Annotated in this window: 18 protein-coding genes and 1 pseudogene; 9 read left to right on the forward strand and 10 right to left on the reverse strand. The window is 66.4% G+C overall.

Annotated elements, in window-relative coordinates; all coding sequences use genetic code 11:
- The first annotated feature begins 92 nt into the window (after positions 1–92).
- The 3 genes from ligA to def all read left to right on the forward strand — a co-directional run bounded on the left by ligA (position 93) and on the right by def (position 3285).
- The gene (gene ligA, locus HCU76_RS25980) at positions 93–2177 is read left to right on the forward strand and encodes an NAD-dependent DNA ligase LigA (protein WP_213958646.1); all 2085 of its coding nucleotides are present in this window, start codon (positions 93–95) and stop codon (positions 2175–2177) included.
- Between the two features lie 90 nt (positions 2178–2267).
- A complete protein-coding gene (locus HCU76_RS25985; RefSeq protein ID WP_213958647.1) occupies positions 2268–2714 on the forward strand; it encodes a hypothetical protein in 447 nt (148 codons plus the stop codon).
- Positions 2715–2745: 31 nt separating this feature from the next.
- Positions 2746–3285, forward strand: a complete 540-nt coding sequence (gene def / locus HCU76_RS25990) for a peptide deformylase (RefSeq protein ID WP_213958648.1) — start codon at positions 2746–2748, stop codon at positions 3283–3285.
- 114 nt (positions 3286–3399) lie between these two features.
- Here def and HCU76_RS25995 read toward each other — a convergent pair whose 3' ends face one another.
- Genes HCU76_RS25995 through HCU76_RS26015 form a run of 5 tightly spaced genes read right to left on the reverse strand, consistent with a single transcriptional unit; the run spans position 3400 to position 8465 of the window.
- Positions 3400–4296: an HpcH/HpaI aldolase/citrate lyase family protein gene (locus tag HCU76_RS25995; protein ID WP_213958649.1), complete on the reverse strand. Its 897-nt coding sequence runs from the start codon at positions 4294–4296 to the stop codon at positions 3400–3402.
- An 8-nt stretch (positions 4297–4304) separates the two neighbouring features.
- Positions 4305–5408 (reverse strand): cysteine protease StiP domain-containing protein, encoded by a 1104-nt coding sequence (locus HCU76_RS26000; RefSeq protein ID WP_213958650.1) that lies wholly within the window; start codon positions 5406–5408, stop codon positions 4305–4307.
- Positions 5398–6180, reverse strand: coding sequence for a hypothetical protein (locus tag HCU76_RS26005; protein ID WP_213958651.1), 783 nt, complete (start codon positions 6178–6180; stop codon positions 5398–5400). The genes HCU76_RS26000 and HCU76_RS26005 overlap by 11 nt, the downstream gene beginning before the upstream one ends.
- Positions 6181–6238: 58 nt before the next feature.
- Complete coding sequence (locus tag HCU76_RS26010) at positions 6239–7456, reverse strand: phosphoribosyltransferase domain-containing protein (RefSeq protein WP_213958652.1); 1218 nt, start codon at positions 7454–7456, stop codon at positions 6239–6241.
- On the reverse strand, positions 7446–8465 hold the full coding sequence (locus tag HCU76_RS26015) for an ATP-grasp domain-containing protein (RefSeq protein WP_218511039.1): 1020 nt from the start codon (positions 8463–8465) through the stop codon (positions 7446–7448). Before HCU76_RS26015 ends, HCU76_RS26010 begins: the two co-directional genes overlap by 11 nt.
- 214 nt (positions 8466–8679) lie before the next feature.
- Here HCU76_RS26015 and HCU76_RS26020 point away from each other — a divergent pair, with 214 nt between their 5' ends.
- Positions 8680–8826 carry a hypothetical protein gene (locus HCU76_RS26020; RefSeq protein ID WP_213958654.1) on the forward strand — a complete coding sequence of 49 codons (147 nt, stop codon included), beginning with the start codon at positions 8680–8682 and terminating at the stop codon, positions 8824–8826.
- A gap of 324 nt (positions 8827–9150) precedes the next feature.
- Here the strand turns inward: HCU76_RS26020 and HCU76_RS26025 are convergent, their stop codons facing one another.
- On the reverse strand, positions 9151–9555 hold the full coding sequence (locus HCU76_RS26025) for a DoxX family protein (RefSeq protein ID WP_213958655.1): 405 nt from the start codon (positions 9553–9555) through the stop codon (positions 9151–9153).
- Between the two features lie 116 nt (positions 9556–9671).
- Between HCU76_RS26025 and HCU76_RS26030 the strand changes: the two genes are divergently transcribed.
- From HCU76_RS26030 to HCU76_RS26040, 3 genes are all read left to right on the forward strand, one after another.
- Positions 9672–10715 (forward strand): amino acid ABC transporter substrate-binding protein, encoded by a 1044-nt coding sequence (locus HCU76_RS26030; protein WP_213958656.1) that lies wholly within the window; start codon positions 9672–9674, stop codon positions 10713–10715.
- 115 nt (positions 10716–10830) lie between these two features.
- Positions 10831–11820, forward strand: a complete 990-nt coding sequence (locus HCU76_RS26035; protein ID WP_213958657.1) for an amino acid ABC transporter permease — start codon at positions 10831–10833, stop codon at positions 11818–11820.
- Positions 11821–11878: 58 nt separating this feature from the next.
- Positions 11879–12928, forward strand: a complete 1050-nt coding sequence (locus HCU76_RS26040) for an amino acid ABC transporter permease (RefSeq protein WP_213958658.1) — start codon at positions 11879–11881, stop codon at positions 12926–12928.
- A gap of 2 nt (positions 12929–12930) precedes the next feature.
- On the opposite strand, the gene HCU76_RS26045 is transcribed toward HCU76_RS26040, so the two are convergent.
- From HCU76_RS26045 to map, 3 genes are read right to left on the reverse strand one after another with little or no spacing between them, the layout of a single operon-like run.
- Positions 12931–13965, reverse strand: a complete 1035-nt coding sequence (locus HCU76_RS26045; RefSeq protein WP_218511040.1) for an MBL fold metallo-hydrolase — start codon at positions 13963–13965, stop codon at positions 12931–12933.
- Positions 13966–13969: 4 nt separating this feature from the next.
- Positions 13970–16543, reverse strand: a complete 2574-nt coding sequence (locus tag HCU76_RS26050; RefSeq protein WP_371319904.1) for a [protein-PII] uridylyltransferase — start codon at positions 16541–16543, stop codon at positions 13970–13972.
- Between the two features lie 26 nt (positions 16544–16569).
- Positions 16570–17394, reverse strand: a complete 825-nt coding sequence (gene map / locus HCU76_RS26055; RefSeq protein WP_213958661.1) for a type I methionyl aminopeptidase — start codon at positions 17392–17394, stop codon at positions 16570–16572.
- A gap of 130 nt (positions 17395–17524) precedes the next feature.
- Here map and purL point away from each other — a divergent pair, with 130 nt between their 5' ends.
- Positions 17525–21619: a phosphoribosylformylglycinamidine synthase gene (purL, locus tag HCU76_RS26060; protein ID WP_345944784.1), complete on the forward strand. Its 4095-nt coding sequence runs from the start codon at positions 17525–17527 to the stop codon at positions 21617–21619.
- A gap of 162 nt (positions 21620–21781) precedes the next feature.
- A pseudogene (locus HCU76_RS26065) lies at positions 21782–22316 on the forward strand (dioxygenase).
- 51 nt (positions 22317–22367) lie between these two features.
- On the opposite strand, the gene HCU76_RS26070 reads toward HCU76_RS26065, so the two are convergent.
- The gene (locus HCU76_RS26070) at positions 22368–23153 is read right to left on the reverse strand and encodes a peptidylprolyl isomerase (RefSeq protein ID WP_213958663.1); all 786 of its coding nucleotides are present in this window, start codon (positions 23151–23153) and stop codon (positions 22368–22370) included.
- Positions 23154–23172: the final 19 nt, after the last annotated feature.

Raw genomic sequence — 23172 nt, forward strand, 5'->3', positions numbered from 1 at the left:
GCGCGTACGGGTTGCAGCCGGCTTCGACGTTGTCGTGGCGCTGCACCGCAGCCACGATCTGGATCCCCGACAATCTTGCAGACGATTCCGACATGACCCCACCCAACAAGCAGTCGGCAACCGACGAGGCCGCGAGCCTGCGATCGAAGCTGCGCCACCACGCGCACCTCTACTACGTGCTCGACGCGCCCGAGCTTCCGGACGCGGAGTACGACAAGCTGTTCCAGCGCCTGCAAGCCATCGAGGCCGAGCACCCTGAACTGCGGACGCCCGATTCACCGACCTTGCGCGTCGGCGGCAAGGTGCTCGATGGCTTCATCAAGGTGCGCCACAAGGTGCCGATGCTGTCGATCCGCACGGAGACCGACATCACCGCCGGCGGCGCCAGCGCCTTCGACGCGCGCGTGCGTCGTGAACTGGGGCTCGCGGAGGACGCGCCACCCATCGAATACATCTGCGAGCTCAAGTTCGACGGCCTTGCGATGAACCTGCGCTATGAAGACGGCGTGCTGGTGCAGGCCGCCACGCGTGGCGACGGCGAGGTGGGCGAGGACGTCACGCAGAACATTCGCACCATCCAGCAGATACCGCTGCGCCTGCAGGGCGATGCGCCTCCCGTGGTGGAAGTGCGCGGCGAGGTCTACATGCGCCGCGACCAGTTCGAGGCGCTGAACGAGCGCCAGCGCGAGAAGATCGCTGCCGGGCAGAAGAACGAGAAGGTGTTCGTCAATCCGCGCAATGCAGCGGCCGGCGCCGTGCGTCAGCTCGATCCGGCGATTGCGGCGGCGCGCCCGTTGAGCTTCTTCGCCTATGGGCTCGGCGAAGTCACGCCAGCCGAACAAGGCGGCCCGGATTGCGCGACCCAGTTCGATTGGCTGCAGCAGTTCGCGGCCTGGGGATTCCCGGTCGCGACACAGACGCAACGCGCGCTCGGCGCCGCGGCATTGGTGGCGTTCCACGAGGCAATGGGCCGTGCGCGCGATGGCTTGCCGTATGACATCGACGGCGTGGTCTACAAGGTCGACAGCCTGGCGCTGCAGCGGCAACTCGGCTTCGTCTCTCGCGAGCCGCGCTGGGCGGTGGCCCACAAGTACCCGGCGCAGGAGCAACTCACCGAAGTGCTGGCCATCGACATCCAGGTCGGCCGCACCGGCAAGCTCACGCCGGTGGCCAAGCTGGCGCCGGTGTTCGTCGGCGGCGTGACTGTCACCAATGCCACGCTCCACAATGAGGACGAGGCGCGCCGCAAGGACGTGCGCGTGGGCGACACGGTCATCGTGCGGCGCGCCGGCGACGTGATTCCCGAAGTGGTCGGCGTGGTGGCGGAGAGCATCGCGAAGCCGGGCGACCAGCGCGGCGCCATCTTCACGATGCCGCACAAGTGCCCGGTCTGCGGCTCGGATGCGGTGCGCGAGGAGGGCGAGGCCGACTACCGTTGCACCGGTGGATTGTTCTGCGGCGCCCAGCGCAAGGAGGCGATCCTGCATTTCGCGGCGCGCCGCGCGGTGGAAGTCGAGGGGCTCGGCGACAAGCTGGTCGAACAACTGGTCGACGCCAACCTGATCCGCACCTTGCCGGACCTCTACAAGCTCGGTTTCACCACGCTGGTCGGGCTCGACCGCATGGCCGAGAAGTCGGCGAAGAACATTGTCGAGGCGCTGGAGAAGTCGAAGACGACGACCTTGAACCGCTTCTTGTTCGGCCTCGGCATCCGCCATGTCGGCGAGAGCACGGCCAAGGACCTGGCCAAGCATTTCGGCAAGCTCGACGCGATCATGGACGCGACCGAGGAACAACTGCTCGAGGTCAACGACGTCGGCCCGGTGGTTGCGCAAAGCCTGCGCACCTTTTTCGACCAGGCCCACAACCGCGAAGTGGTCGAACAATTGCGTGCCTGCGGCCTGCAGTGGGAAGAGGGCGAGCCCGCGGCGCGCGCGCCCAAACCGCTCGCGGGCACGACCTTCGTTATCACCGGCACTCTTCCTACGCTCGGCCGTGACGAAGCCAAGGACAAGTTGGAAGCAGCCGGTGCCAAGGTTTCGGGCTCCGTCAGCAAGAAGACGACGTATGTCGTGGCAGGCGCCGAAGCAGGCAGCAAGCTCGACAAGGCGCGTGAACTCGGTGTCGAAGTGATCGACGAAGCACGAATGCTCGAAATGTTGGCAAAGCCGGATTGAGGTTTACCCCGGGTTTACCTCGCGCCACCCTGGTGCGGTCAACAGTGACGGCGCCGGGCCGTTGAACAGGTTGACCAGGAGGCATTTGCCATGAACAGAATTCGATTCCTTGCATTGTTGGCCGCGGTGGGTGCAGCGGCTGCGCTGACCGGGTGCGTGGCGCCGGGCTACTACTACGGCGACCAGGGCTACGGACAGCCTTACTACGGAGAACCCGGCCCGGTGGTCGTCGCGCCGCCGGTGACGGTTGGCGTCGGCGTTGGCGGTTATTGGGGCGGCGGTGGCGGTTACTACGACCGTGGCTATTACGGCCGTCCTGCCTACCGGCCCGGGTACGCGCCGGGCCCTGCGCCACATCCGGGATATGGCCCGGGGAATGCACCGCGTCCCGGCTATGGCCAAGGTTATGCGCGGCAGGGCCCCGGTCCTGCCCAGGGTGGCCCTCGCCAGGCCCCGCCAAGGCAGCCAGGTTGGCAGACTGGCGGGGAGCGGGTGATCCAGGGACCGGTGGGTGCTGAGCATCCCTCGGGTCCGTGATTTGCGGAACGTCCCTCGCGATAATCGACAGATGACTATTCGCGAGATTCTGAAAATGGGCGATCCGCGCCTGCTGCGCATCGCCCAGCCCGTCCCCGCATTCGACACCGACGAACTCCACATGCTGGTGCGCGACATGTTCGAGACCATGCATTCGGTGAACGGCGCCGGCCTGGCAGCACCGCAGATCGGCGTCGACCAGCAACTCGTGATCTTCGGCACCGACGCCGTCAATCCCCGTTATCCGGATGCACCGCTGGTGCCGCGCACGGTGCTGCTCAACCCCGTCATCACGCCGATCGGCGACGAAGAGGAGGAGGGCTGGGAGGGATGCCTTTCAGTGCCGGGCCTGCGCGGTGTGGTGCCGCGATTCGCGAACATCCGCTACACCGGCTTCGATCCGTACGGCGACCCGATCGACCGCACGGTGAGCGGCTTCCATGCGCGCGTGGTGCAACATGAAGTCGATCACTTGCTGGGCAAGCTGTACCCGATGCGCGTGCGCGACTTCTCGCGCTTCGGCTTTACCGAGGTGTTGTTTCCGGGGCTCGACGCCAGCGAGGACGACTGATACGACTTCGGGATCAAGCGCATCACTGCGTTGGATCGACTTGCCGTGCTACCGTACCGTCTTCGGCGCTCCGCCTTGTTCTGCGCTTGATTGCAAGGTCGTACGAGGCACACCCTACAGCGCCAGCATTTCGCGCCTGGCAATGACCTGCCGGGCCCAATCGCGGTGGACCACCGCTTCGTACATGGTGCCGTCGTGCTTGAAGACGGCGGGGCAATCGGGCTCCATCAGGCGGCGCGCCGCAATCAACTCGCTGGCGCTCACGTGAAAGGCCGCCTCGATCGTCGTGATCTGCGCGGGATGGATCGCGGTCTTGCCGCAGAAGCCGAAAGCAGCGTCGCGCCTGGCCTCCTGTGCAAGGACATGTTCGTCTTCGATGAAGTCGAACACGGGCGCGGTCAGGGCGAATCCCAGTGGCTTGAACGTCAACACCAGTTGAGAAAGCAGGCTGCCCAACGGCGTGTCGTACAAGGTGAACCCGCGCGTGCGACGCAGGCCCAGGAGGCGCAGCAAATCGCTGCCGCCCACGCGCAAAGCCAGGATCCTCGACTTCCATTCATCCTGGCAGAGCGCCCGGGACAGTTCGTGCATGGCGTCGGGGTTGAAGACCTCGGGCGTTTCAAGCGTGGGCATGAGCCAGAAATTCCTGCCCTTCAACAGAGCGCGGTATTGCGGCAGCACCGTCATCGTGAACTTCGGCAGGACGAAGCCGTCGAGCTTCTCGACCCCGGGCATCGCCAGTACGCGCGCCATCACGACGGGATTGCGCACACGCACGAAGCGCAGCAGGTCGGGCCGCAGTTCAGACGGATCCAGCGCCCGAAGGACAGCGGCCAGGTTGGCCAAAGCGCCTTCCAGTTCGCCATCGGCAACGGCGTCCTCGGTGCAGGCGATGACGGAGCGCAAGGCCGGTATTTCGCGTCCGGAAAGGACCGCGCCCAACTTCGAACGGGTCGCCGGCACGTAGAGCGAAGCGCCCAGATGCGGCGCGCAGGCAGTGGCGGGTTTCATAGGCGAAATCAGTCCTCTCCAAGTGTCTTGATGACGGCGGCCGCACGCACTTGCAGCGCCGGGTCCAGTTCAATGGGCACGTACGCCCTTTCGGCCAGCCACGCCAGGTGCGCCGTGGCGGGGTCCGTGCGATTTCGCAGCAGGAGCATGTGAGGCATGCGGCGCAACATCACGCGCGTGGACTCGCCAATACCGGGCTTGATGAGGTTGACGTCCTGGATGTCGTAGCGGCGGGCAAGCCCATCAAGAAGTGCTTGCGACTTCGCCCGCAGCCGCACGGCATCGTGCGGGGGCAGGGGCTCCGACAGGTATCGATCACTGTCGTCCTGCAACGCCTGGGCGATGCCTTCGACGAACCACCGGGACCGGTCCTGCGCCTGCCATTCCGGGTAAAGCAGGCAGCCATGGAAATCCTTGGGGCCGATCTGCTCGTTGAGGATGGAACGGCTCACGAGGCCGGACACCGTCGAATTGAGCACGGCCGAAGGGATGAGGTAGTCATCCGACGATCCCGCCGCGAATGCCTGCCCGGCAAGGTCGCACAGCACGAAGAGCTGCGCTGGAATGGTCAAGCGGCGGCTGGCGTTGAATGACGCCAGCGAGCGAACCAGCTCGCGCGCGATGGCGCCCTTGCCGGTCCAGCCATCCACGAAGACCAGCGAGTCCGATGCATGCCTGGACAAGATGAAATCCAGCGCAACGGCGTCGAGCCCGCGATCGCGGACGATGGAGACGCAATAGTGCGGAGCATCGATGTCGAAGTACATCGCCAGCGTGCGGCGCAACAGCACGCCGACGGGCGTGCCGGCACGGGCGAACGACACCAGCGTGATGTCCTTTCCGCGTGCTGCGACGATGTGCCGGGCCAGCCGCATGACGTCACGCGCCATGCATGCCGCGTTGCGTTCCACGGCCTGCTCGAACAGCGAGAAGTACTCCGGCGAAGGCAACTGCTCGCGGCCGATCATTTCGCTGTAGTGGCGCTGCCCTGTCTGGATCAGGCGCTCCTTTTCCGCGGTGTCGGTGATGGGCGCCAGCGTGAGGGGCTTCAGCAGGAAGCGAACGTCTTCGGCCAGGTAGCTGCCATGCAGCGGCGCGCGGTCATCCAGCATGCGTGCGCTCCTTCTGGCCGGCCAGCCGATGACCCAGTTGCGTGCCGCCCGGCGTCATGCCGTAGTCGCACAAGGCCATGAAATCGGCATCGCTGTAGCTGTCCCCGAAGCCGATGCTCACGATCTCGCCATGCACCGAGCGCAAGCGAGACAACAGGAATGCCAGGGCGGCGGACTTGTCCAGCCCCGGCGGGAGCAACGCGAGGTTGTTGGCGTTCTGATGGCTGCGAAACCCGGCATGCGCCGCCAGCCACGGGCCCAGCACCTCATCGCCGAGTTGCCTCAGCGCATCGGCGTCGTGCTCGCGGTGCTTTGCGACCACGTATTGCGCCAGCCCGCCTTCGTGCATCACGCGCGCCCACGCGTTCAATCCGCGGGCATCGATCGCAGCCTGCAGCAGCTGGCAGGTTTCCTCCAGCAAAGGTGCGGCCGGCCCCAGGACCTGCGCCATGTGGGCCGCCCATTCGGCGTCTTCCTGGCCATCCGCGTCCAGCAGCACGCCGCCGAAGCCCACGATGGCAGGGCCGGAGAACGACAGCAGGACACGGCGATAGGCTTCCACGCTGCGTGCTGTCACCGGCACCAGTCGGGCATCTCGCGCCAGCCAGTCCAGAAGGGCGCGCTGCCGACCGTTACTGTACGACACGACGTCGCCATTCCGGAGCAACGCGGCAGGCTGCGCATCCTCGCCTGGGGCACGTTTGCGCGCGCTGGAGAACAGCGTGTTGTCCAGGTCGCTGAACACGAACACGGGCGGCCGGGCGGCGCTCATTGGGTGACCTTCGCGCTGCGCGCTGCGGTGCGAGCGCCTTCGGGCGGCCGGGCGGCGCTCATGCAGCGCTCCCCCCGTTGAAGCCGACGGCGCGGGCTCCCAGCAGCCGCAAGCTGGTGGCGAGGCCGCCGTCGTCGCCATCCCCAGGGGACTCGTGACACAGCAGCACCGCACCGTAGTCCTCGGCCTTGAAGTTGTAGAGCGCGTTCGGAATGCCTTCGCCGTACAGGTCCGGCAGCGCCAGGCGGGACTCGATGCTGGCGCCCACGAGCACGGGAGAGCGCGTGGTGGACTGGATACGGACGTCCAGGCCGGCCTCTTCCAACGCCGTGCCCAGCACGTAGGCGGGATGCATGAACTCGCCGCTGCCCAGCACCAGCACCGGCTTGTGGCGCGGCAGCGTGTCGACCAGTCCGGCAACGAGCGACGCGGGCAATTGCAGGAGGGCGTCGCTTCCCAGGCGTGCACTGGCGCTGCTGTCGTAGGCGCGGCGGCAATCCATGTCCGCCTGTGCTGCCGGCGGAGGAGGCGCCTGGAAATCCGGGTTCGCAGAGAAGGTGAACTGGCCTTCCACCAGGGCGGGAAAGCTCACTTTCCTGGACGGTGCACCGGTCACGTCCAGCAAGGCCAGTTGCTCGTGAAATCGCGCCTGGCCTGCCTCGCCCATGAAATTGCTGAGCGACACGGCGGCGATTTCCTCGAGCGCGGGATTCTGTGCGCTGTAGGCGGCGATCAGGCTGAGGTAGGTGTCGCCGGTGCTCAACTCGTCGTCCACCAGCACCAGCAGCCGCGCGCGCCTGAACATGGCGGCCCAGTCCTCGCGCGCCGGCACATGCAGGCGCAGGTTCTGCGCGTGGCTGTGACGCTCCAGGAAGGGCAGCATTTCCGCGCCCGACAACGGATAGCGGGTGGTTTGAACGTACAGCGCACTGCCGGCGCCGAATCGCGCGAGGTATTGCTCGAACACGCCCTGGCCGAGGCCGGTCGCCGTCTCGGCAAGGCCGATGAACAGTGCGGGCGCATCACCCGGCGGAGCCAACCTGGCTGCCAGCGCGAGATGCGCAGCACGCATCGTGGATGGCTTGCAGGGCCAGTGCTTGCCCAGCACCTTGCTGACAAACAGGAAGCCGCGCCTGGGGTTGTGTCGCGCGGCAAATCCGCAGAGTTCGTGCAAAGGCCAATCCGCTCGGTCCACCGAAACCTTCAGGCAGCCGGTCGGCATTTCTACATGCGCCTGCATCGCTTCCTGCATCACGGCCTCATTGCTATTGCGCATGGCTGGTGGGCAGGCTGATGGCCACGGCCACTTCGGTCACGCGCTGCCGCAGGCGGACCTGGGGAATGACGAGTCCGTCATAGCCGTCGACAAAGCCGCGCAGGGCGAGGTAAGGCAGGTTGATGCCGGACAAGCAACTCATGGCCACGCCGCCGGATGCGCGCGGGTTGATTTCCAGCAGCCTGGGCTTGCCGTGGGCGTCTTCCTTGAACTGCACATTGATCATGCCGTTCAGCCCGAAGCGTTCGACCAGGCATTGCGCATGACCCAGCAGGAGCGGGTCGTCGTCCAGCAGTTGGGTGTCGCTGAGGATGGCTTTCTTCCGCACGACGCCGGTCACCCAACGACCCCGGTCCGCGACGCAATCCACGCTGAACTCGTGGCCTGGCAAGTATTCGAGGACCTGCTGCGCGGCGCAGGTGCCGTCCTCCGCGACCGCCTTCCTCGCCCATTCCGACAGCGTCAAGCCGCGCAAGGGCCTGCGCGTGTCGCGGGGATGCATCAGCCGATAGAAGCCCTTGCCGTAGACCGATACGGTGGGCTTGATGCAGGCGCGATGGCCTTGCGCCCAGATCGTCTTCACTGCCTCGCCCAGCGTGGCGGGGTCACGCAGTTCGACGGAACTCGCCAGGAAATCCTGGTCCGCGAGTTGCCGATAGACCCACGACTTGTCGTGCAGCAGGGGCAGCGTGTCGCCGCTGGCTGGCGCCAATATGCGTATGCCCTGCGCCGCGAACTTCTCGCTGCAACCGACCACGGCGGCCGCTTCGTGGCCGGGGACGATGACGTCGATCTGTTGCCTGACGGCGAAGTCCAGGCACCAGTCGCGATACGCGTCGACATCGAGTCCGACGGGCTCCACCTGCCATTCGTCGGCAGCGGCATAGCCGGTGAACCATGTCTTCTTGTGGGTGCAGATGAGTGTGAAGCGCCGGGCTGTGTCCGCCTCCCTGATCAGGGACAGGACACGGTAGGCGAGGGCAAAAGGGCGGTTGAACCAGACGCGCATGGGATCGATTTGGCAAAGGAAGGATGCGCCTCGTGGCCGTACTCGCTTCGAGAAAGCTGTTCGCCTGCTGCGCGCATCTGCGTCAGGCAAACGCGATGGCGCTCTCGAAGGACCATCGCGGCTGCGACAGTCAGGAAGGTCTAGCGGAGATCGAGGCGAGGGACTCTGGCCGGCGGGCCCAAGAGGTCGTTGAAGGGACTCAGGAATCGATCCCTTGCTCGAAGCAACCGGGCGCTGCCGGGTCGTCGTGCGGGCGCAGTTGACGGTCGGGCGATGGATATCGCTGTTGCGTCAAGCGGCGCATATCTCCATGCCGAATGCGATCATGGCCAATGAAGGCATGCATGATTTGTCTCCCTGATTATTCTGTGCAAGCGCCAAGCGCGCTCGTTCAAAGCTTACTACGCGCGTTGTACTTTGCGCTCGGTAAATCCCCCCAGGAGCCTGCGCCCTTCGGCGTGGATGGGGCTGTTCGCTCCGTCTACCAGCGCGCCCCGAGGCGCGAAGAACGCGTGAAGATTTCGTTGCGAGGGCGCCGAGGTCGGGTCTGCGGCGCGGAACCGCACTCTCGTGCAGTGACAACGAAGTTGCGGCAGAGGCTGACAACTGCGCGAAGCGCTTGTCATGCCGGAGCCAACACCGCAGGCCCGCGTTCGGCGTCCGCAGTAGAAAGATTCACACCTCGTCAGTTGTACTTGCCGCTGGTGCCGCCCACGCTGAATCGTCCGGCGCCAAGGAAGGCCACGGCCAGCGCGGCAAACAGGAACATGCCCTGGAGTTCCAGTGCCCATCCGCCGCTCTTGCCGAGCGAGGAGAGGTCCTTCATGTGCACCAGCGCGATCGCAACCAGCATGTTGATCACGGTGATCCAGGCGGCCGGTCGGGTGTAGATCCCCACGATCAGCAGCACAGGCGCGACGATCTCGCCGACATAGACCAGGTAAGCCAGCGCCGACGGCCAGCCGTGCGAGGCGAGGGCGCTGGCGACGAAGCCGACGCCGGTGCTGAGCTTGGCGACGCCGTGCAGCAGGATCAGCAGGCCCAGGGCCAGGCGAAGAATCAGCTTGCCAGTGTCATCGGAACGGATCATGCAAGTAACCTTTTAACTACGAATGAAGAGGGCGCGATTGTCTGCCAGTCGCATCCCTTTGCAGCCACAAGGGGCATCCCCGTAAACTGCCCGCTGCTGACAATTGAGGAACCTCCATGAACCATCGTTTTCGACCTGCGCTTGCCGTTGTTTCCACGGTAGCGGCCACCCTCGCATTGGCTGCCGCCGCGCCCGCCTTCGCCGGCAAGACGCTCGATGCCGTCAAGCAGCGCGGCACCGTGAAGTGCGGCGTGACCAATGGCGTGGCCGGCTTCTCGGCGCCGGACACGCAGGGCAATTGGTCGGGCCTGGACGTCGACACCTGCCGCGCCATCGCAGCCGCGGTGCTTGGCGACGGAAAGAAGGTCGACTTCGTGCCGCTCAATTCGCAGCAACGCTTTGCCGCGTTGCAAGCCGGCGAGGTCGACATCTTGGCGCGCAACACAACCTGGAACCTCACGCGCGATGCGTCGCTCGGATTCAACTTCACCACGATCAACTACTACGACGGCCAGGGTTTCCTGGTGCCGAAGAAGATCAAGGTGACGAGTGCAAAGCAGCTCAAGGGCGCGACCATCTGCACCCAATCGGGCACCACCAACGAGAAGAACGTGGCCGACTGGTCCAAGGCCAACAACATCCCGGTCAAGACCGTGGTGTTCGAGAGCTTCGAGGCCTCGTTCAAGGCCTTCTTCGCGGGCCGTTGCCAGGCTTTCACCACCGACACGTCGGCGCTGGCGGGCCTGCGCAACAAGGAAGCGACCAACCCCGACGACTACCTCATCCTGCCGGAGCTGATCTCCAAGGAGCCGCTCGCGCCCGCGGTTCGGCGCGGCGACGACGAATGGTTCGCCATCGTCAAGTGGGTCCCCAATGCGCTCATCGAGGCGGAGGAGGCCGGGATCACGCAGGAGAACATCGATGCGCTCAAGGCCACCAGCAAGGACCCCGCGCAACAGCGCCTGGTTGGCAGCGGCGACGACCTCGGCAAGCTGCTGGGGCTGGACAAGGACTGGTCGTACCGCGCCATCAAGGCCGTGGGCAACTACGGTGAGATCTTCGAGCGCAACGTCGGGCCGAAGTCGGTGCTGAAGTTGCCGCGCGGCGCCAACAACCTGTGGAACAAGGGCGGCCTGCTCTACGCGCTGCCGGTGAAATGACGCTCGCACCAGGCTCCGCGGCAGTGCGTGCGGCTGCAACAAGCTTCTGCCGCGCGGCGATATCCGCCGCTGGGCGGATTCGGCTCCGCGGTGTTCCTGGCAAGAGCAGCATTTGATGGACGGGCGGCGAAGTGCCTGGCTCGGCTGGGCGCTCCAGGCGCTGCTGGTGATGGCGGTAGTGGGCGGCGTGTTCTGGCTCGTCCACCACGCGCTCGAAACCCTGCGTGCGCGCGGTGTGCGTTCGGGCTTCGACTTCCTCTGGGATGCGGCGCGCTTCGAAGTGGCCGAGGGTTGGCTGGATTTCGATGGCAGCCAGCCGCTGTGGCGCGCCTTCCTGGCTGGCTTGGTGAATACGGTGCGAGCCTCAGTGCCGGCCGCGGCGATCGCCGTGGTGCTCGGCACGCTGCTGGGCATCGGGCGGCTCGCGCCGCACATGCTGGTGCGCTGGCTGTGCGCGATCTATGTGCAGACCGTGCGCAACGTGCCGTTGCTGCTGCAACTGCTGATGCTGTACTTCGCCATCACGCAACTGTTGCCTGACTCGACGGAGGCCATCGAACTCGCGCCCGGCTTCTGGCTCAGCAAGGGCGGGCTGTCGATGCCATGGCCGGTTGGCGAGCCCGGCAGTTTCTGGCCCAGCCATTTCGATTGGCCCGAGCGCGGCAGCTTCAACGTCACTGGCGGCGCGGCGCTGAGTCCCGAATACCTGGCGGTGGTGCTGGCGCTTGCGCTCTACACAGCCGCCTTCATCGCGGAGATCGTGCGGGCGGGTATCGCCTCCGTGTCGGCGGGGCAGAAGCTCGCGGCGCAGGCGCTTGGGCTGACGCCGGGGCAGCAGCTGCGCATCGTGGTGCTGCCGCAGGCGCTGCGCGTGATCGTGCCTGCGCTGACCAACCAGTTGCTGAGCTTGACGAAGAATTCCTCGCTCGCCGTCGCGGTGGGCTATCCCGAACTGGTGTCCATCGCCAACACCTCGCTCAACTCGACCGGCCGCGCGTTCGAATGCATTGCGGTGATCATGACCATATACCTCGCGCTGTCGTTGCTGACCTCGGCGCTGATGAATCGCTACAACGCGCGCGTGGCGATGCGAGGGTGGCAATGAGCCGCGCCCGGCCGTCGCAAGGCGTTCGCGCCGCGCTGCGCAGCAAGGAGGTGTTCGAATGAACACCGGCGCCGGGCATGGCGTGCGCGCGGAGTTGTTCGGCTCGCCGCTGCGCGCTGCCGCGACCTTGCTGTTGCTGGCGGTGTTCGCATGGGGTGGGGTGCATCTGTTCGACTGGGCGGTGCTGCACGCGGTCTTTCGCCCGGATGCCGATGCATGCCGCGCTGCGCAGGGCGCATGTTGGGGCGTGGTCGCGGAGAAGTGGCGGCCGATGCTGTTCGGGCGCTATCCCTATGCGGACCAATGGCGTCCGGCTGTTGCGGTGATCGTGTTGTCGGCCACGACGCTGCTGAGCGCGTGGCCCCGCTTCTGGCGCTGGTGGCTGCTGCCCCTGTGGGTGTTGGCCCTGGCCTTGTTCCTCATGCTGATGCGCGGCGGTGTGTTCGGGCTGGCGACGGTGCCGACAAGCCAATGGGGCGGCCTGCCACTGACGATCGGGCTGGCCGTGGTGGGGCTGGCCCTGGCTTTTCCGCTGGCCTTGCTGCTTGCGCTGGGGCGTCGCTCCTTGTGGCCGGCCGCACGCACACTGAGCGCGACCTACATTGAGCTGGTGCGAGGCGTGCCGCTGATCTCGGTGCTGTTCATGGCGTCGTTCCTGCTGCCGCTGTTGTGGCCGGCCGGCTGGCAGCCCGACGTGCTGGTGCGCGTGCTGGCCGGGCTCAGCCTCTTCGTCGCGGCCTATCTTGCCGAGATCATCCGCGGCGGCCTGCAGGCGGTGCCGCGCGGGCAGACCGAGGTGGCGATGGCCCTGGGTTTCGGCCGCTGGCCGGTGCAGCGCGACATCATCCTGCCGCAGGCGCTGCGGCTCGTCGTGCCCGCGTTGACCAACAGCGTCGTGGGCACGTTGAAGGACACCTCGCTGGTGACGGTGGTCGGCTTGTTCGAACTGACCGGCGCGCTGGGACTGGCGCTGGGGGGCGACCCGACCTGGCGGCCGTTCTACCTCGAGGGCTACCTGTTCCTGGCGCTGGTTTACTGGGTGATGTGCTTTGGGCTGTCGCGCTACAGCGCCTGGCTGGAGCGCAGGCTGGGCACGCAGGGACGATAGGCCTACGGGCGGGGCGGCAGCCGGCGCGTACCGCCGATCGCCACCGTAAAGAACGCGTCTTCGTCGATTCGCTGCGCTCCGCGCTCCTCGGCGAGCTTCTGCGGTGGCTCGTCCAGCGGCTCGTCGGTCAGCTCGAACGTGCCCCAATGGATGCCGAGCGATCGCTTGGCGCCGATGTCCAGATGGATCTTTACGGCTTCGGCCACGTCGATGTGCTGCGTTGCCATGAACCACCGCGGTGCGTAGGCGCCGATCGGCAGCAGGGCGATGTCGAACCCGCCACCTTGCGCTGCGCCCTGCCGGGCCGCGAGCCGCTGGCGAATGTCCGCGAAGTCACGCGAATAGCCTGTGTCGCCTGCGAAGAACAGGTGGCAATCGGGTGCGAGGACCGCGAAGCCGCCCCACAGCGTCCGCATGCGGTCGCGCACGCCGCGGGCGGACCAGTGCTGCGCGGGCACCAGCATCACGTCGACGTCCGCGCGACCGGGCACCGCCAGGGGATGGCTTTGCCACCAGTCCAGTTCGACGACGTTGTCCAGGCCGAGATCGCGGAACCATGCCGCCAGGCCCAGCGGCACCACGAACAGGGCCGAGCCACCGGGTTGCCTGCCGAGCGCTTCCACGCTCGGGCGGTCCAGGTGGTCATAGTGGTTGTGCGAGACCACCACCAGGTCGATGTGCGGCAGGTCTGCCAGCGCGATGGCCGGCGACTGGTGGCGCTTCGGTCCGGCAAAGCTGAAGGGCGAGCAGCGCTCCGAGAACACCGGGTCCGTCAGGAGTGAGATTCCACCGAACTGCGCGAGCACCGTGGCATGCCCGATCCAGGTGACCGCGGCCTGCTGCCCCGGCCCGCTCGCATTCGCACGCAAGAAGTCCAGCGAAGGCGGCAGCTGGGGGATCGGCGCGGAGGGCGGGCGCGGCAACCCCTCGCGCGCGGCAGCCACGCGCCAGCGCAGGACATCCGCCAGCGACCTGGGTTCGAACTCGATGTAGTTGTTCTGGAAGCCGCGCGCGCGGTGATGGCGTGGCGCGGACATGCGGTCAGGAGGCCAGCGCCTCCAGCAATTCCGTCTCGATCGCCAGTTGCGCACGCTGCCCCTGCAGTTCCGGCCCGCTGATGAGGAAAGTGTCTTCCACCCGTTCGCCGAGCGTCGTGACCTTGGCAAGCTGCAGGTTCAGGTGGTGCCGGGCCAGCACGCGCGCCACCGAATAAAGGAGGCCCGCCCGGTCGCTGGCCGAGATGTTGAGCAGCCAGCGCTGCGCCTTCTCGTCGGGCAGCAGGCTGATGCGCGGCTTTATCGGGAAGCTGCGCACGCGGCGCGACACGCGCCCCTTGCCGGGCGGGGGCAGGGCGCCGGCTTCGTCGAGGGTCTTGCTCAGGCCCGATTCGACCAGGCTGATCAAGTCGCGGTAGTGCTCGGGGATGAAAGTGGCGACCACCTGGAAGGTGTCCAGCGCGTAGCCGTTGGTGGTGGTATGCACCTTGGCATCCAGGATGCTGAAGGAGGCCTGTTCAAAATAGCCGCAGATGCGCGCGAACAGGTCCATCTGGTCGGGCGTGTACACGACCACCTGCAGTCCTTCGCCCACCGGCGAGAGGCGCGCGCGCACCAGCGCCGCCGCATGGGGGTCGATCGGCACGCCTGCCATCGGCACGCGGCGCGACAACTGCTTCGCATGCCATGCGATCTCGCCTGCTTCGTGGCGCATGAAATAGCCGATGTCGAGCGTTTCCCACAGGGCCTTGTGGGCATCGGCCGGTTGCGCATAGAGCGCGAGTTCGACCAGCGCCTCGTGCTTGCGGGCCTCGATCTCGGCGCCCGCGTCGGGCATGTGGCCGCCCAGCGCGCGCAGCGTGGCGCGGTAGAGGTCTTCCAGCAGCTTGCCCTTCCAGGCGTTCCAGACGCGCGGGGAGGTGCCGCGGATGTCGGCGATGGTCAGGAGGTAGAGCGCCGTGAGGTATCGCTCGCTGCCGACCTTCTTTGCAAACGCGCCGATCACCTCCGGATCGCTCAGGTCCTGCTTCTGCGCGATCGTGCTCATGGTGAGGTGTTCGGCCACGAGGAATTCGATGAGCTTGGCGTCCTCGCGGGCGATCTCGTGCTGCGCGCAGAAGCGGCGCACGTCGAGCGAGCCGAGCCGTGAGTGGTCGCCGCCGCGGCCCTTGGCAATGTCGTGGAACAGTGCCGCCACGTAGAGGATCCACGGCTTGTTCCAGCCGGCCGCCAGCTGCGAGCAGAACGGGTATTCGTGGGCATGCTCGGCGATGAAGAAGCGCCGGATATTGCGCAGCACCATGAGGATGTGCTGGTCCACCGTGTACACATGGAACAGGTCGTGCTGCATCTGGCCGACGATGCTGCGGAACACGCGCAGGTAGCGTCCGAGCACCGAGGTCTCGTTCATCAGTCGGAAGGCGTGCGTGATGCCGCGCGGTTCCACCAGCATGCGCATGAAGGTGACGTGGTTCACGCGGTCGTTGCGGAACTTGCTGTCCATCACGTGCCGCGCGTTGTACAGCGCACGCAGGGTACGAGCCGACAGGCCTTTCACCCCGATGGTCTTCTGGTAGAGCAGGAAGGTCTCGAGGATTGCATGCGGGTCGCGCACGTAGAGGTCGTCGCTCGCCACCTCGATCAGTCCCGCCTTCTCGAAAAAGCGGTCGTTGATGCGCACCGGCTCCTCGCCCATCGGCTGCAGCCGCTCGGAGATGTTGAGCAGCAGGATATGGTTGAGCTGCGTCACCGCCTTGGCCGCCCAGTAGTAGCGCCGCATCAGCGCCTCGCTGGCCTTGCGCTGTGACTCGCCCTCGTAGCCGAAGGTGGCGGCCACCGCGGTCTGCATGTCGAACACAAGGCGGTCTTCGCGCCGGTTGGCGATCACGTGCAGGCGCGCGCGGACCAGGCTCAGCAGCGCTTCGTTTCGCTTGATCTGGCGCACCTCGAAGGCGGTGGCCAGGCCGTTCTTGGCGAGGTCGTCCCAGCGCTGCCCGAAGCCGGCCGCCTTGGTCATCCACAGGATGACCTGCAGGTCGCGCAGGCCGCCCGGCGACTCCTTGCAGTTCGGCTCCAGCGCGTAGGGCGTGTTCTCGTATTTCTGGTGGCGATGCCGCATTTCCTGCGACTTGGCGATGAAGAAGGCCTGCGGATCAATGGCCGCCTGGAACCCCTTGCGGAACGTGGCGTAGAGCTTCTTGTCGCCGGTGACCAGGCGCGATTCGAGCAGCGAAGTCTGCACCGTCACGTCCTTCGCGCTTTCCGCGAGGCATTCGCCGAGCGTGCGCACGCTGGAGCCGATCTCCAGGCCCGCGTCCCAGCAGTGGCCGATGAAGGCCTCGAGGCGCTCCGGCGCGACCTCGCCCTCGAAGGGTTCGGGCAGCAACAGGAGCACATCGACGTCGGAGTAGGGGAACAGTTCGCCCCGGCCGAATCCACCGACAGCCACCAGCGACAACTGGTTGCCGAAGTCTGCATCGGCCCAGAGGGCGCGCAGCGTCTCGTCGGCCAGCGCCGACAACTCGCGCAACACGGTATGCACGCTGCGCGTGGGCGCGCGTGCGAACCGCAGGGTGTCGAACAGGGCGCGCTTGTGGGCGCGATAGGCCTCGCGCAGCATGGGCACGTCGACCGCGGCAGGGACTGTCAAGTGGCCGTGGCTTTCACGAACGATGGCAGCGGCGGGCTGCCGGCCGACAAGGTCAGGACCTCGTAGCCCGTCTCGGTGACCAGCACCGAATGTTCCCATTGGGCGGACAGCGAATGGTCGCGCGTGACGATGGTCCAGCCGTCGTACTGGCCGCCCTTGGCGTCTTCCTTGATGTCGCGCTTGCCGGCGTTGATCATCGGCTCGATCGTGAAGATCATGCCCGGCTTGAGTTCTTCCATGGTGCCGGGGCGGCCGTAGTGAAGCACCTGCGGCTCCTCGTGGAAGCGCCGGCCCACGCCGTGGCCGCAGAACTCGCGCACCACCGAATAGCCGTTGCCTTCCGCGAACTTCTGGATCGCATGGCCCACGTCGCCCAGGTGCGCGCCGGGCTTGACCTGCAGGATGCCGTGCCACATCGCCTCGAAGGTGACCGAGCACAGCCGCTTGGCCGCGATCGACGCGTCGCCGACGATGAACATGCGGCTGTTGTCGCCGAACCAGCCGTCCTTGATGACGGTGACGTCGACATTGACGATGTCGCCCTTCTTGAGCGGCTTGTCGTTGGGGATGCCGTGGCACACCACGTGGTTGACCGAGGTGCACAGCGACTTCGGGTAGGGCGTGCTGCTCGCGCCCATGTAGCCGACCGTGGCCGAGGTGGTGCCTTGCTTCACCATGTACTCGGCGGCCCAACGGTCGATGTCGTTCGTCGTGATGCCCGGCTTGATCAGCGGCGTGAGGTGGTCCAGCACCTCGGAGGCAAGGCGGCACGCGACTCGCATGGCTGCGATGCCGGCGGCGTCGTTGTAGGTAATGCTCATAACTGTCAATTATCCCTCCGGTGTTGACTAAAATCTCCGGCTTGCGCGGATGGCCCCAGTCAGCGGCCGCCGCCTTTCAGTCCCCCGCCTGTTCCATCTCAAACGAGGCCTCCAAGGCCTATCCCGACCCGTGACGCAGCCCGTGACCCCGCACCATCCCCTCGTCGTAACGCGTTTCGAAGGCGGCGACGCACTCAGCGATTTCAGGGCGCGCCAGCTGCTGCCGCGCCTGCAGGCCGTGGATGCGCGCATCGACGGCGTCTCGGCGCGATTCGTCCACCTGGTCGCCACCGATACGGCGCCTGACGCGGCGCAGCAGGCGCAATTGCAGGCCCTCCTGACCTACGGCGAACCCTTCGAAGAGCGGGACGCGGGCGCCTCCGTCGTGGTGGCGCCGCGCCTGGGCACCGTATCGCCCTGGGCCTCCAAGGCGACCGACATCGCCCACAACTGCGGCTTCGCGGTGCGGCGCATCGAGCGCGTCACGGAATACCGGCTGTCGCTGAAAAAGCCGCTGCTCGGCAAGGCGCCGGTGCTCGACACGGACGCGCTGGTGGGCGTGTCCGCGCTGCTGCACGACCGCATGACCGAATCGGTGCTGCCGACGCTGGACAGCGCGCATTCGCTGTTCGCCGAACTGCCGGCACAGCCGATGGCGCATGTGGACGTGCTGGCGGGCGGCCGTGCTGCGCTCGAAACTGCGAACACCCAGTTCGGCCTGGCGCTGGCCGAGGACGAGATCGACTACCTGGTCGACGCTTTCACCCGGCTCGGCCGCAACCCGACCGACGTCGAGCTGATGATGTTCGCGCAGGCCAACAGCGAACACTGCCGGCACAAGATATTCAATGCCGACTTCGTCATCGACGGCCAGCCGCAGCCGCACAGCCTGTTCGGCATGATCCGCCACACCGAAAAGCAGAACCCGCAGCACACGGTGGTCGCCTATGCCGATAACGCGTCGATCATGGAAGGCGCGCAGATCGAGCGCTTCGTGGCGCGCGGCGGCGCCTATGCGAAGGAAAGCGCGCTCAGCCATGTGCTGATGAAGGTCGAGACGCACAACCATCCGACCGCGATCTCGCCGTTTCCCGGGGCGTCCACGGGCGCGGGCGGGGAAATCCGCGACGAGGGCGCCACCGGCCGCGGCTCGAAGCCCAAGGCCGGATTGACCGGCTTCACGGTGTCGAAGCTGTGGCCGGAGGATGGCCACTACGGCAAGCCCGAGCACATCGCGAGTCCGTTGCAGATCATGACCGAGGGTCCGCTCGGCGGCGCCGCATTCAACAACGAGTTCGGCCGGCCCAACCTGCTGGGCTACTTCCGCGAATACGAGCAGGCCATCGCGTCCGACGAAGGCACCGTGCGGCGCGGCTATCACAAGCCGATCATGATCGCCGGCGGGCTGGGCAGCATCGACGCGGGCCAGACGAAGAAGATCCAGTTCCCCGCGGGCTCCTTGCTGATCCAGCTGGGCGGGCCGGGCATGCGCATCGGCATGGGTGGCAGCGCCGCCAGTTCGATGGCGACCGGCGCCAACGCGGCCGAACTCGATTTCGACTCGGTGCAGCGCGGCAACCCCGAGATCGAGCGTCGGGCGCAGGAGGTGATCAACCATTGCTGGCAGCAGGGTGAGTCCAACCCGATCCTGGCGATCCATGACGTCGGCGCTGGCGGTTTGAGCAATGCCTTCCCGGAACTGACCAACGACGCCGAGCGAGGGGCGCGCTTCGACCTGGGTGCGGTGCCGCTGGAAGAGTCAGGCATGGCGCCGAAGGAAATCTGGTGCAACGAGAGCCAGGAGCGCTATGTGCTGGCGATTGCGCCGGAATCCTTGGCGCAGTTCACTGGGTTCTGCGAGCGGGAGCGGTGTCCGTTTTCCGTCGTCGGTGTGGCGACTGAGGAGCGGCAGTTGCTTGTTGGGGAGCTGTCCCTCACCCCAGCCCTCTCCCCGGAGGGGGGAGGGGGCCAAGCGGGTTCACTCCCTCTCCCTCCGGGAGAGGGCGGGGGTGAGGGCACGGCCGTCGACATGCCCATGAACGTCCTCCTGGGCAAGCCCCCCAAGATGCTGCGCGACGTCAAGACGATCGCCCGCAACTTCAAGCCGCTCGACCTGACCGGCGTCGACCTGCAGAAGGCCGCCATCGACGTGTTGTCCCACCCGACGGTGGCGTCCAAGCGCTTCCTCGTCACCATCGGCGACCGCACCGTCGGCGGCCTCAGCCATCGCGACCAGATGGTCGGCCCGTGGCAGGTGCCGGTGGCCGATTGCGCCGTCACGCTGGCCGACTACAAGGGCTTTGCCGGCGAGGCGATGAGCATGGGCGAGCGCACGCCGCTGGCCGCGCTGGATGCGCCGGCTTCCGGCCGCATGGCGGTTGCCGAGGCGATCACCAACCTGCTGGCCGCGCCGATCGAGTTGTCACGCGTCAAGTTGTCGGCCAACTGGATGGCCGCCTGCGGCGAGCCCGGCGAAGACGCCGCGCTCTACGAGACCGTCAAGGCCGTCGGCCTGGAGCTGTGCCCGGCGCTGGGCGTGTCGATCCCGGTCGGCAAGGATTCGCTGTCGATGCGCACCCAGTGGTCCGACGGCGACGAGAAGAAGAAGGTCACTTCGCCGGTCAGCCTGATCGTGACGGCCTTCGCCACGCTGGCCGACGTGCGCGGCACGCTGACGCCGCAATTGAACGCAGAGGAGGCCGATACGACGCTGGTCCTCATCGACCTGGGGCGCGGCCAGCACCGCATGGCCGGCAGCATCCTGGCGCAGACGCTGGGCCAGAGCGGCGACACGGTGCCAGACCTCGACGACCCGGCGCAACTGGTGAGCCTGGTGACCGTCGTCAACGCCCTGCGCGCCGACGGCAAGATCCTCGCGATGCACGACCGCAGCGACGGCGGCCTGTTCGCCGCCGCCTGCGAGATGGCCTTTGCGGGCCACGTCGGCGTGGCGCTCAACGTCGACATGCTGGTCACGGAAGGCGATGGCATTTCCGACAGCCGCATGGAAACCGGCGACGCCAAGAACTGGGCGCAGCAGGTCAGCGCCCGCCGCGAGGAACTCACGCTCAAGGCGCTGTTCAACGAAGAACTCGGCATGCTGCTGCAAGTGCGCACCGCCGAGCGCAACGAGGTGATGCAGGTGCTGCGCGCCCACGGCCTGAGCGCCCACAGTCATTTCGTCGGCAAGACACGTCCCGAGTCGTCCCCGATGGAAGCGGGCAAGGGCAAGCTCGAAGTCTGGCGCGATGCCAAGTCGGTCTTCAGCGCCAGCCTGCACGACCTGCACCAGGTCTGGGATTCGGTCAGCTGGAAGATCGCCCGCGAGCGCGACAACCCGGCTTGCGCCGATTCGGAACACTCGACAGCCGGCGACCCCAAGAACCCCGGCATGCACGTCTTCCTCCCTCTCCCGCAAGCGGGAGAGGGCCGGGGCGAGGGCTCTCCGGCAATCCTGACGTCCCGCCCCAAGGTCGCCATCCTCCGCGAACAAGGCGTCAACTCCCACGTCGAGATGGCCTACGCCTTCACCGAGGCCGGCTTCGAAGCCTTCGACGTCCACATGACAGACCTGCAGACTGGCAGGGCCGACCTGGCCAATTTCCAGGGCATGGTCGCCTGCGGCGGCTTCAGCTACGGCGACACCCTCGGCGCCGGCATCGGATGGGCTCGCAGCATCACCTTCAACCCCAAGCTCTCGGCGCAGTTCCAGGCCTTCTTCGCCCGGGGCGACACCTTCGGCCTGGGCGTCTGCAATGGCTGCCAGATGTTCGCCGAGCTTGCGGGCATCATCCCCGGTGCCGAACACTGGCCGCGCTTCACGACCAACCAGAGCGAGCGCTTCGAGGCGCGCCTGTCGATGGTGGAAGTGCTGGATTCGCCCAGCATCTTCTTCGGCGGCATGGCCGGCAGCCGCCTGCCGATCGCGGTGGCGCATGGCGAGGGCTATGCCAACTTCAAGCACCGCGGCAATGCGGCCCAGGCCATCGCCGCCATGCGCTACGTCGACAACCACGGCCAGCCCACCGAGCAGTACCCGTTCAACCCGAACGGCAGCGCTGGCGGCCTGACCTCGGTCACGACGGCGGACGGTCGCTTCACCGCGTTGATGCCGCACCCCGAGCGCGTCTTCCGCAACATCCAGATGAGCTGGACATCGGGCGACAAGAGCGACTTCAGCCCGTGGATTCAGCTCTGGCGCAATGCGCGCAAGTGGGTGGGCTGATGCCGCGATCGGACACCCGGTCGACTGCCATCGCGATGACATGGGTGGGCTGAAATCTTGATGCAGCGCCGCGTCTTCATTGCAAGCGCCTTGGGCGGCGCGCTGCCGCTGGCTGACGTCGCGGCTGCGGAGGCGTTCAGGTCGCTCAGGAAATCGCCGCGCATGCCGGTGCTGTTCGTCGGCCACGGCAGCCCGATGAATGCGATCGGGGACAACGCCTACCGGCGCAGCTGGGAGGCGTTGGGCGCGGAGTTCGGCGCGAAGTATCCGCCACCGCAATTGATCCTCTGCATTTCCGCGCACTGGCTGACACGCGGCGGCTGGTACCTCACCGGCATGGCCAGGCCCAAGACCATCCATGACTTCGGCGGCTTTCCTCAGGAATTGTTCGACCAGCAGTACCCCGCGCCGAGCGCGCCCCAGGCCGCTGCAGACATCGGCCGGGCGCTGCGCCAGCCATTCAGCGGCGCCGCCGTCGCGCTCGACGATTCGGAATGGGGCTTTGACCATGGCACCTGGTCGGTGCTGAAGCCGATGTTTCCGAAGGCCGAAATCCCGGTGCTGCAACTGAGCATGGACTACATACCTGCCGCTTCTCTATGCCGCCGGCGCCGTGGAAGCCGGCGAATCACCGCGCTTCTTCAACACCGATTTCCAGTCCGCCTCGATCTCGATGCGCTCGGTGATCTGGGCATGAAAAAGCGGCCATGAAGGCCGCTGATTCACTTTTTGCCAGGGGGAGCCCGGGTTATTCCACCTTCGCAGCTGCGCGCAGGCTTTCCTGATACTTCTGCAGCTTCTGCTGCGTCAGCTGCTGAACGATCTGCGGCTTGGCTTCCTCGAGCTTGGGCAGTTGGGCCTGGCGAACGTCGTCGAGACGAATGACGTGATAGCCGTATTCCGTCTTGACCGGCGTCTGGGTCATTTCGCCCTTCTTGAGCCCGATCATGGCGGCCGAGAACTCGGGCACCAGGCTGGCGGCGCTGGCCCAGCCGAGGTCGCCGCCTTGCGCGCCCGAGCCCTTGTCCGTGCTCTGCTTCTTGGCGATTTCCTCGAAGTTGCCGCCCTTCTTCAGGTCGGCAATGATCTTCTTGGCTTCGGCTTCGGTCTTCACCAGGATGTGGCGGGCCTTGTATTCCTTGCCGCTGTTGGCGGCGACGGCCTTGTCGTATTCGGCCTGGACCTCGGCGTCGGTGACCGGGTTGGTCTTGCGATAGTTCTCGAACAGGCCGCGGATCATGATGGCTTGGCGGGCCAGTTCCAGCTGGTTCTTGTAGTCGTCGGTCTTCTCGATGCCTTGCTTCTGCGCTTCCTGCATGAACACCTCGCGCAGGACCACTTCCTCGCGCAACTGGGGCTGCATTTCCGGCGTCACCGGGCGGCCGGCCGCGGCGAGTTGCGAGGCGAGCGCATCCATGCGGGCCTTGGGCACGGCCTTGCCATTGACGATGGCTGCGTTCTGCGCGAAGGCGGCCATGGGAACCATGCCGACCAGGAGCGTGGCGGCAACGGCCTGCAAGATTTGTTTTTTCATGAGAGCTTGGAAGTGAAAG

Source organism: Variovorax sp. dw_308 (assembly GCF_019207085.1).
Taxonomy (GTDB): domain Bacteria; phylum Pseudomonadota; class Gammaproteobacteria; order Burkholderiales; family Burkholderiaceae_C; genus Variovorax.

Bases quoted from the DNA above. Each gene is read 5' to 3' on its own strand.
- ligA (WP_213958646.1), top strand. From the start codon at position 93: ATGACCCCACCCAACAAGCAGTCGGCAACCGACGAGGCCGCGAGCCTG.
- HCU76_RS25985 (WP_213958647.1), top strand. From the start codon at position 2,268: ATGAACAGAATTCGATTCCTTGCATTGTTGGCCGCGGTGGGTGCAGCG.
- def (WP_213958648.1), top strand. From the start codon at position 2,746: ATGACTATTCGCGAGATTCTGAAAATGGGCGATCCGCGCCTGCTGCGC.
- HCU76_RS25995 (WP_213958649.1), bottom strand. From the start codon at position 4,296: ATGAAACCCGCCACTGCCTGCGCGCCGCATCTGGGCGCTTCGCTCTAC.
- HCU76_RS26000 (WP_213958650.1), bottom strand. From the start codon at position 5,408: ATGCTGGATGACCGCGCGCCGCTGCATGGCAGCTACCTGGCCGAAGAC.
- HCU76_RS26005 (WP_213958651.1), bottom strand. From the start codon at position 6,180: ATGAGCGCCGCCCGGCCGCCCGTGTTCGTGTTCAGCGACCTGGACAAC.
- HCU76_RS26010 (WP_213958652.1), bottom strand. From the start codon at position 7,456: ATGCGCAATAGCAATGAGGCCGTGATGCAGGAAGCGATGCAGGCGCAT.
- HCU76_RS26015 (WP_218511039.1), bottom strand. From the start codon at position 8,465: ATGCGCGTCTGGTTCAACCGCCCTTTTGCCCTCGCCTACCGTGTCCTG.
- HCU76_RS26025 (WP_213958655.1), bottom strand. From the start codon at position 9,555: ATGATCCGTTCCGATGACACTGGCAAGCTGATTCTTCGCCTGGCCCTG.
- HCU76_RS26030 (WP_213958656.1), top strand. From the start codon at position 9,672: ATGAACCATCGTTTTCGACCTGCGCTTGCCGTTGTTTCCACGGTAGCG.
- HCU76_RS26035 (WP_213958657.1), top strand. From the start codon at position 10,831: ATGGACGGGCGGCGAAGTGCCTGGCTCGGCTGGGCGCTCCAGGCGCTG.
- HCU76_RS26040 (WP_213958658.1), top strand. From the start codon at position 11,879: ATGAACACCGGCGCCGGGCATGGCGTGCGCGCGGAGTTGTTCGGCTCG.
- HCU76_RS26045 (WP_218511040.1), bottom strand. From the start codon at position 13,965: ATGTCCGCGCCACGCCATCACCGCGCGCGCGGCTTCCAGAACAACTAC.
- HCU76_RS26050 (WP_371319904.1), bottom strand. From the start codon at position 16,543: ATGCTGCGCGAGGCCTATCGCGCCCACAAGCGCGCCCTGTTCGACACC.
- map (WP_213958661.1), bottom strand. From the start codon at position 17,394: ATGAGCATTACCTACAACGACGCCGCCGGCATCGCAGCCATGCGAGTC.
- HCU76_RS26070 (WP_213958663.1), bottom strand. From the start codon at position 23,153: ATGAAAAAACAAATCTTGCAGGCCGTTGCCGCCACGCTCCTGGTCGGC.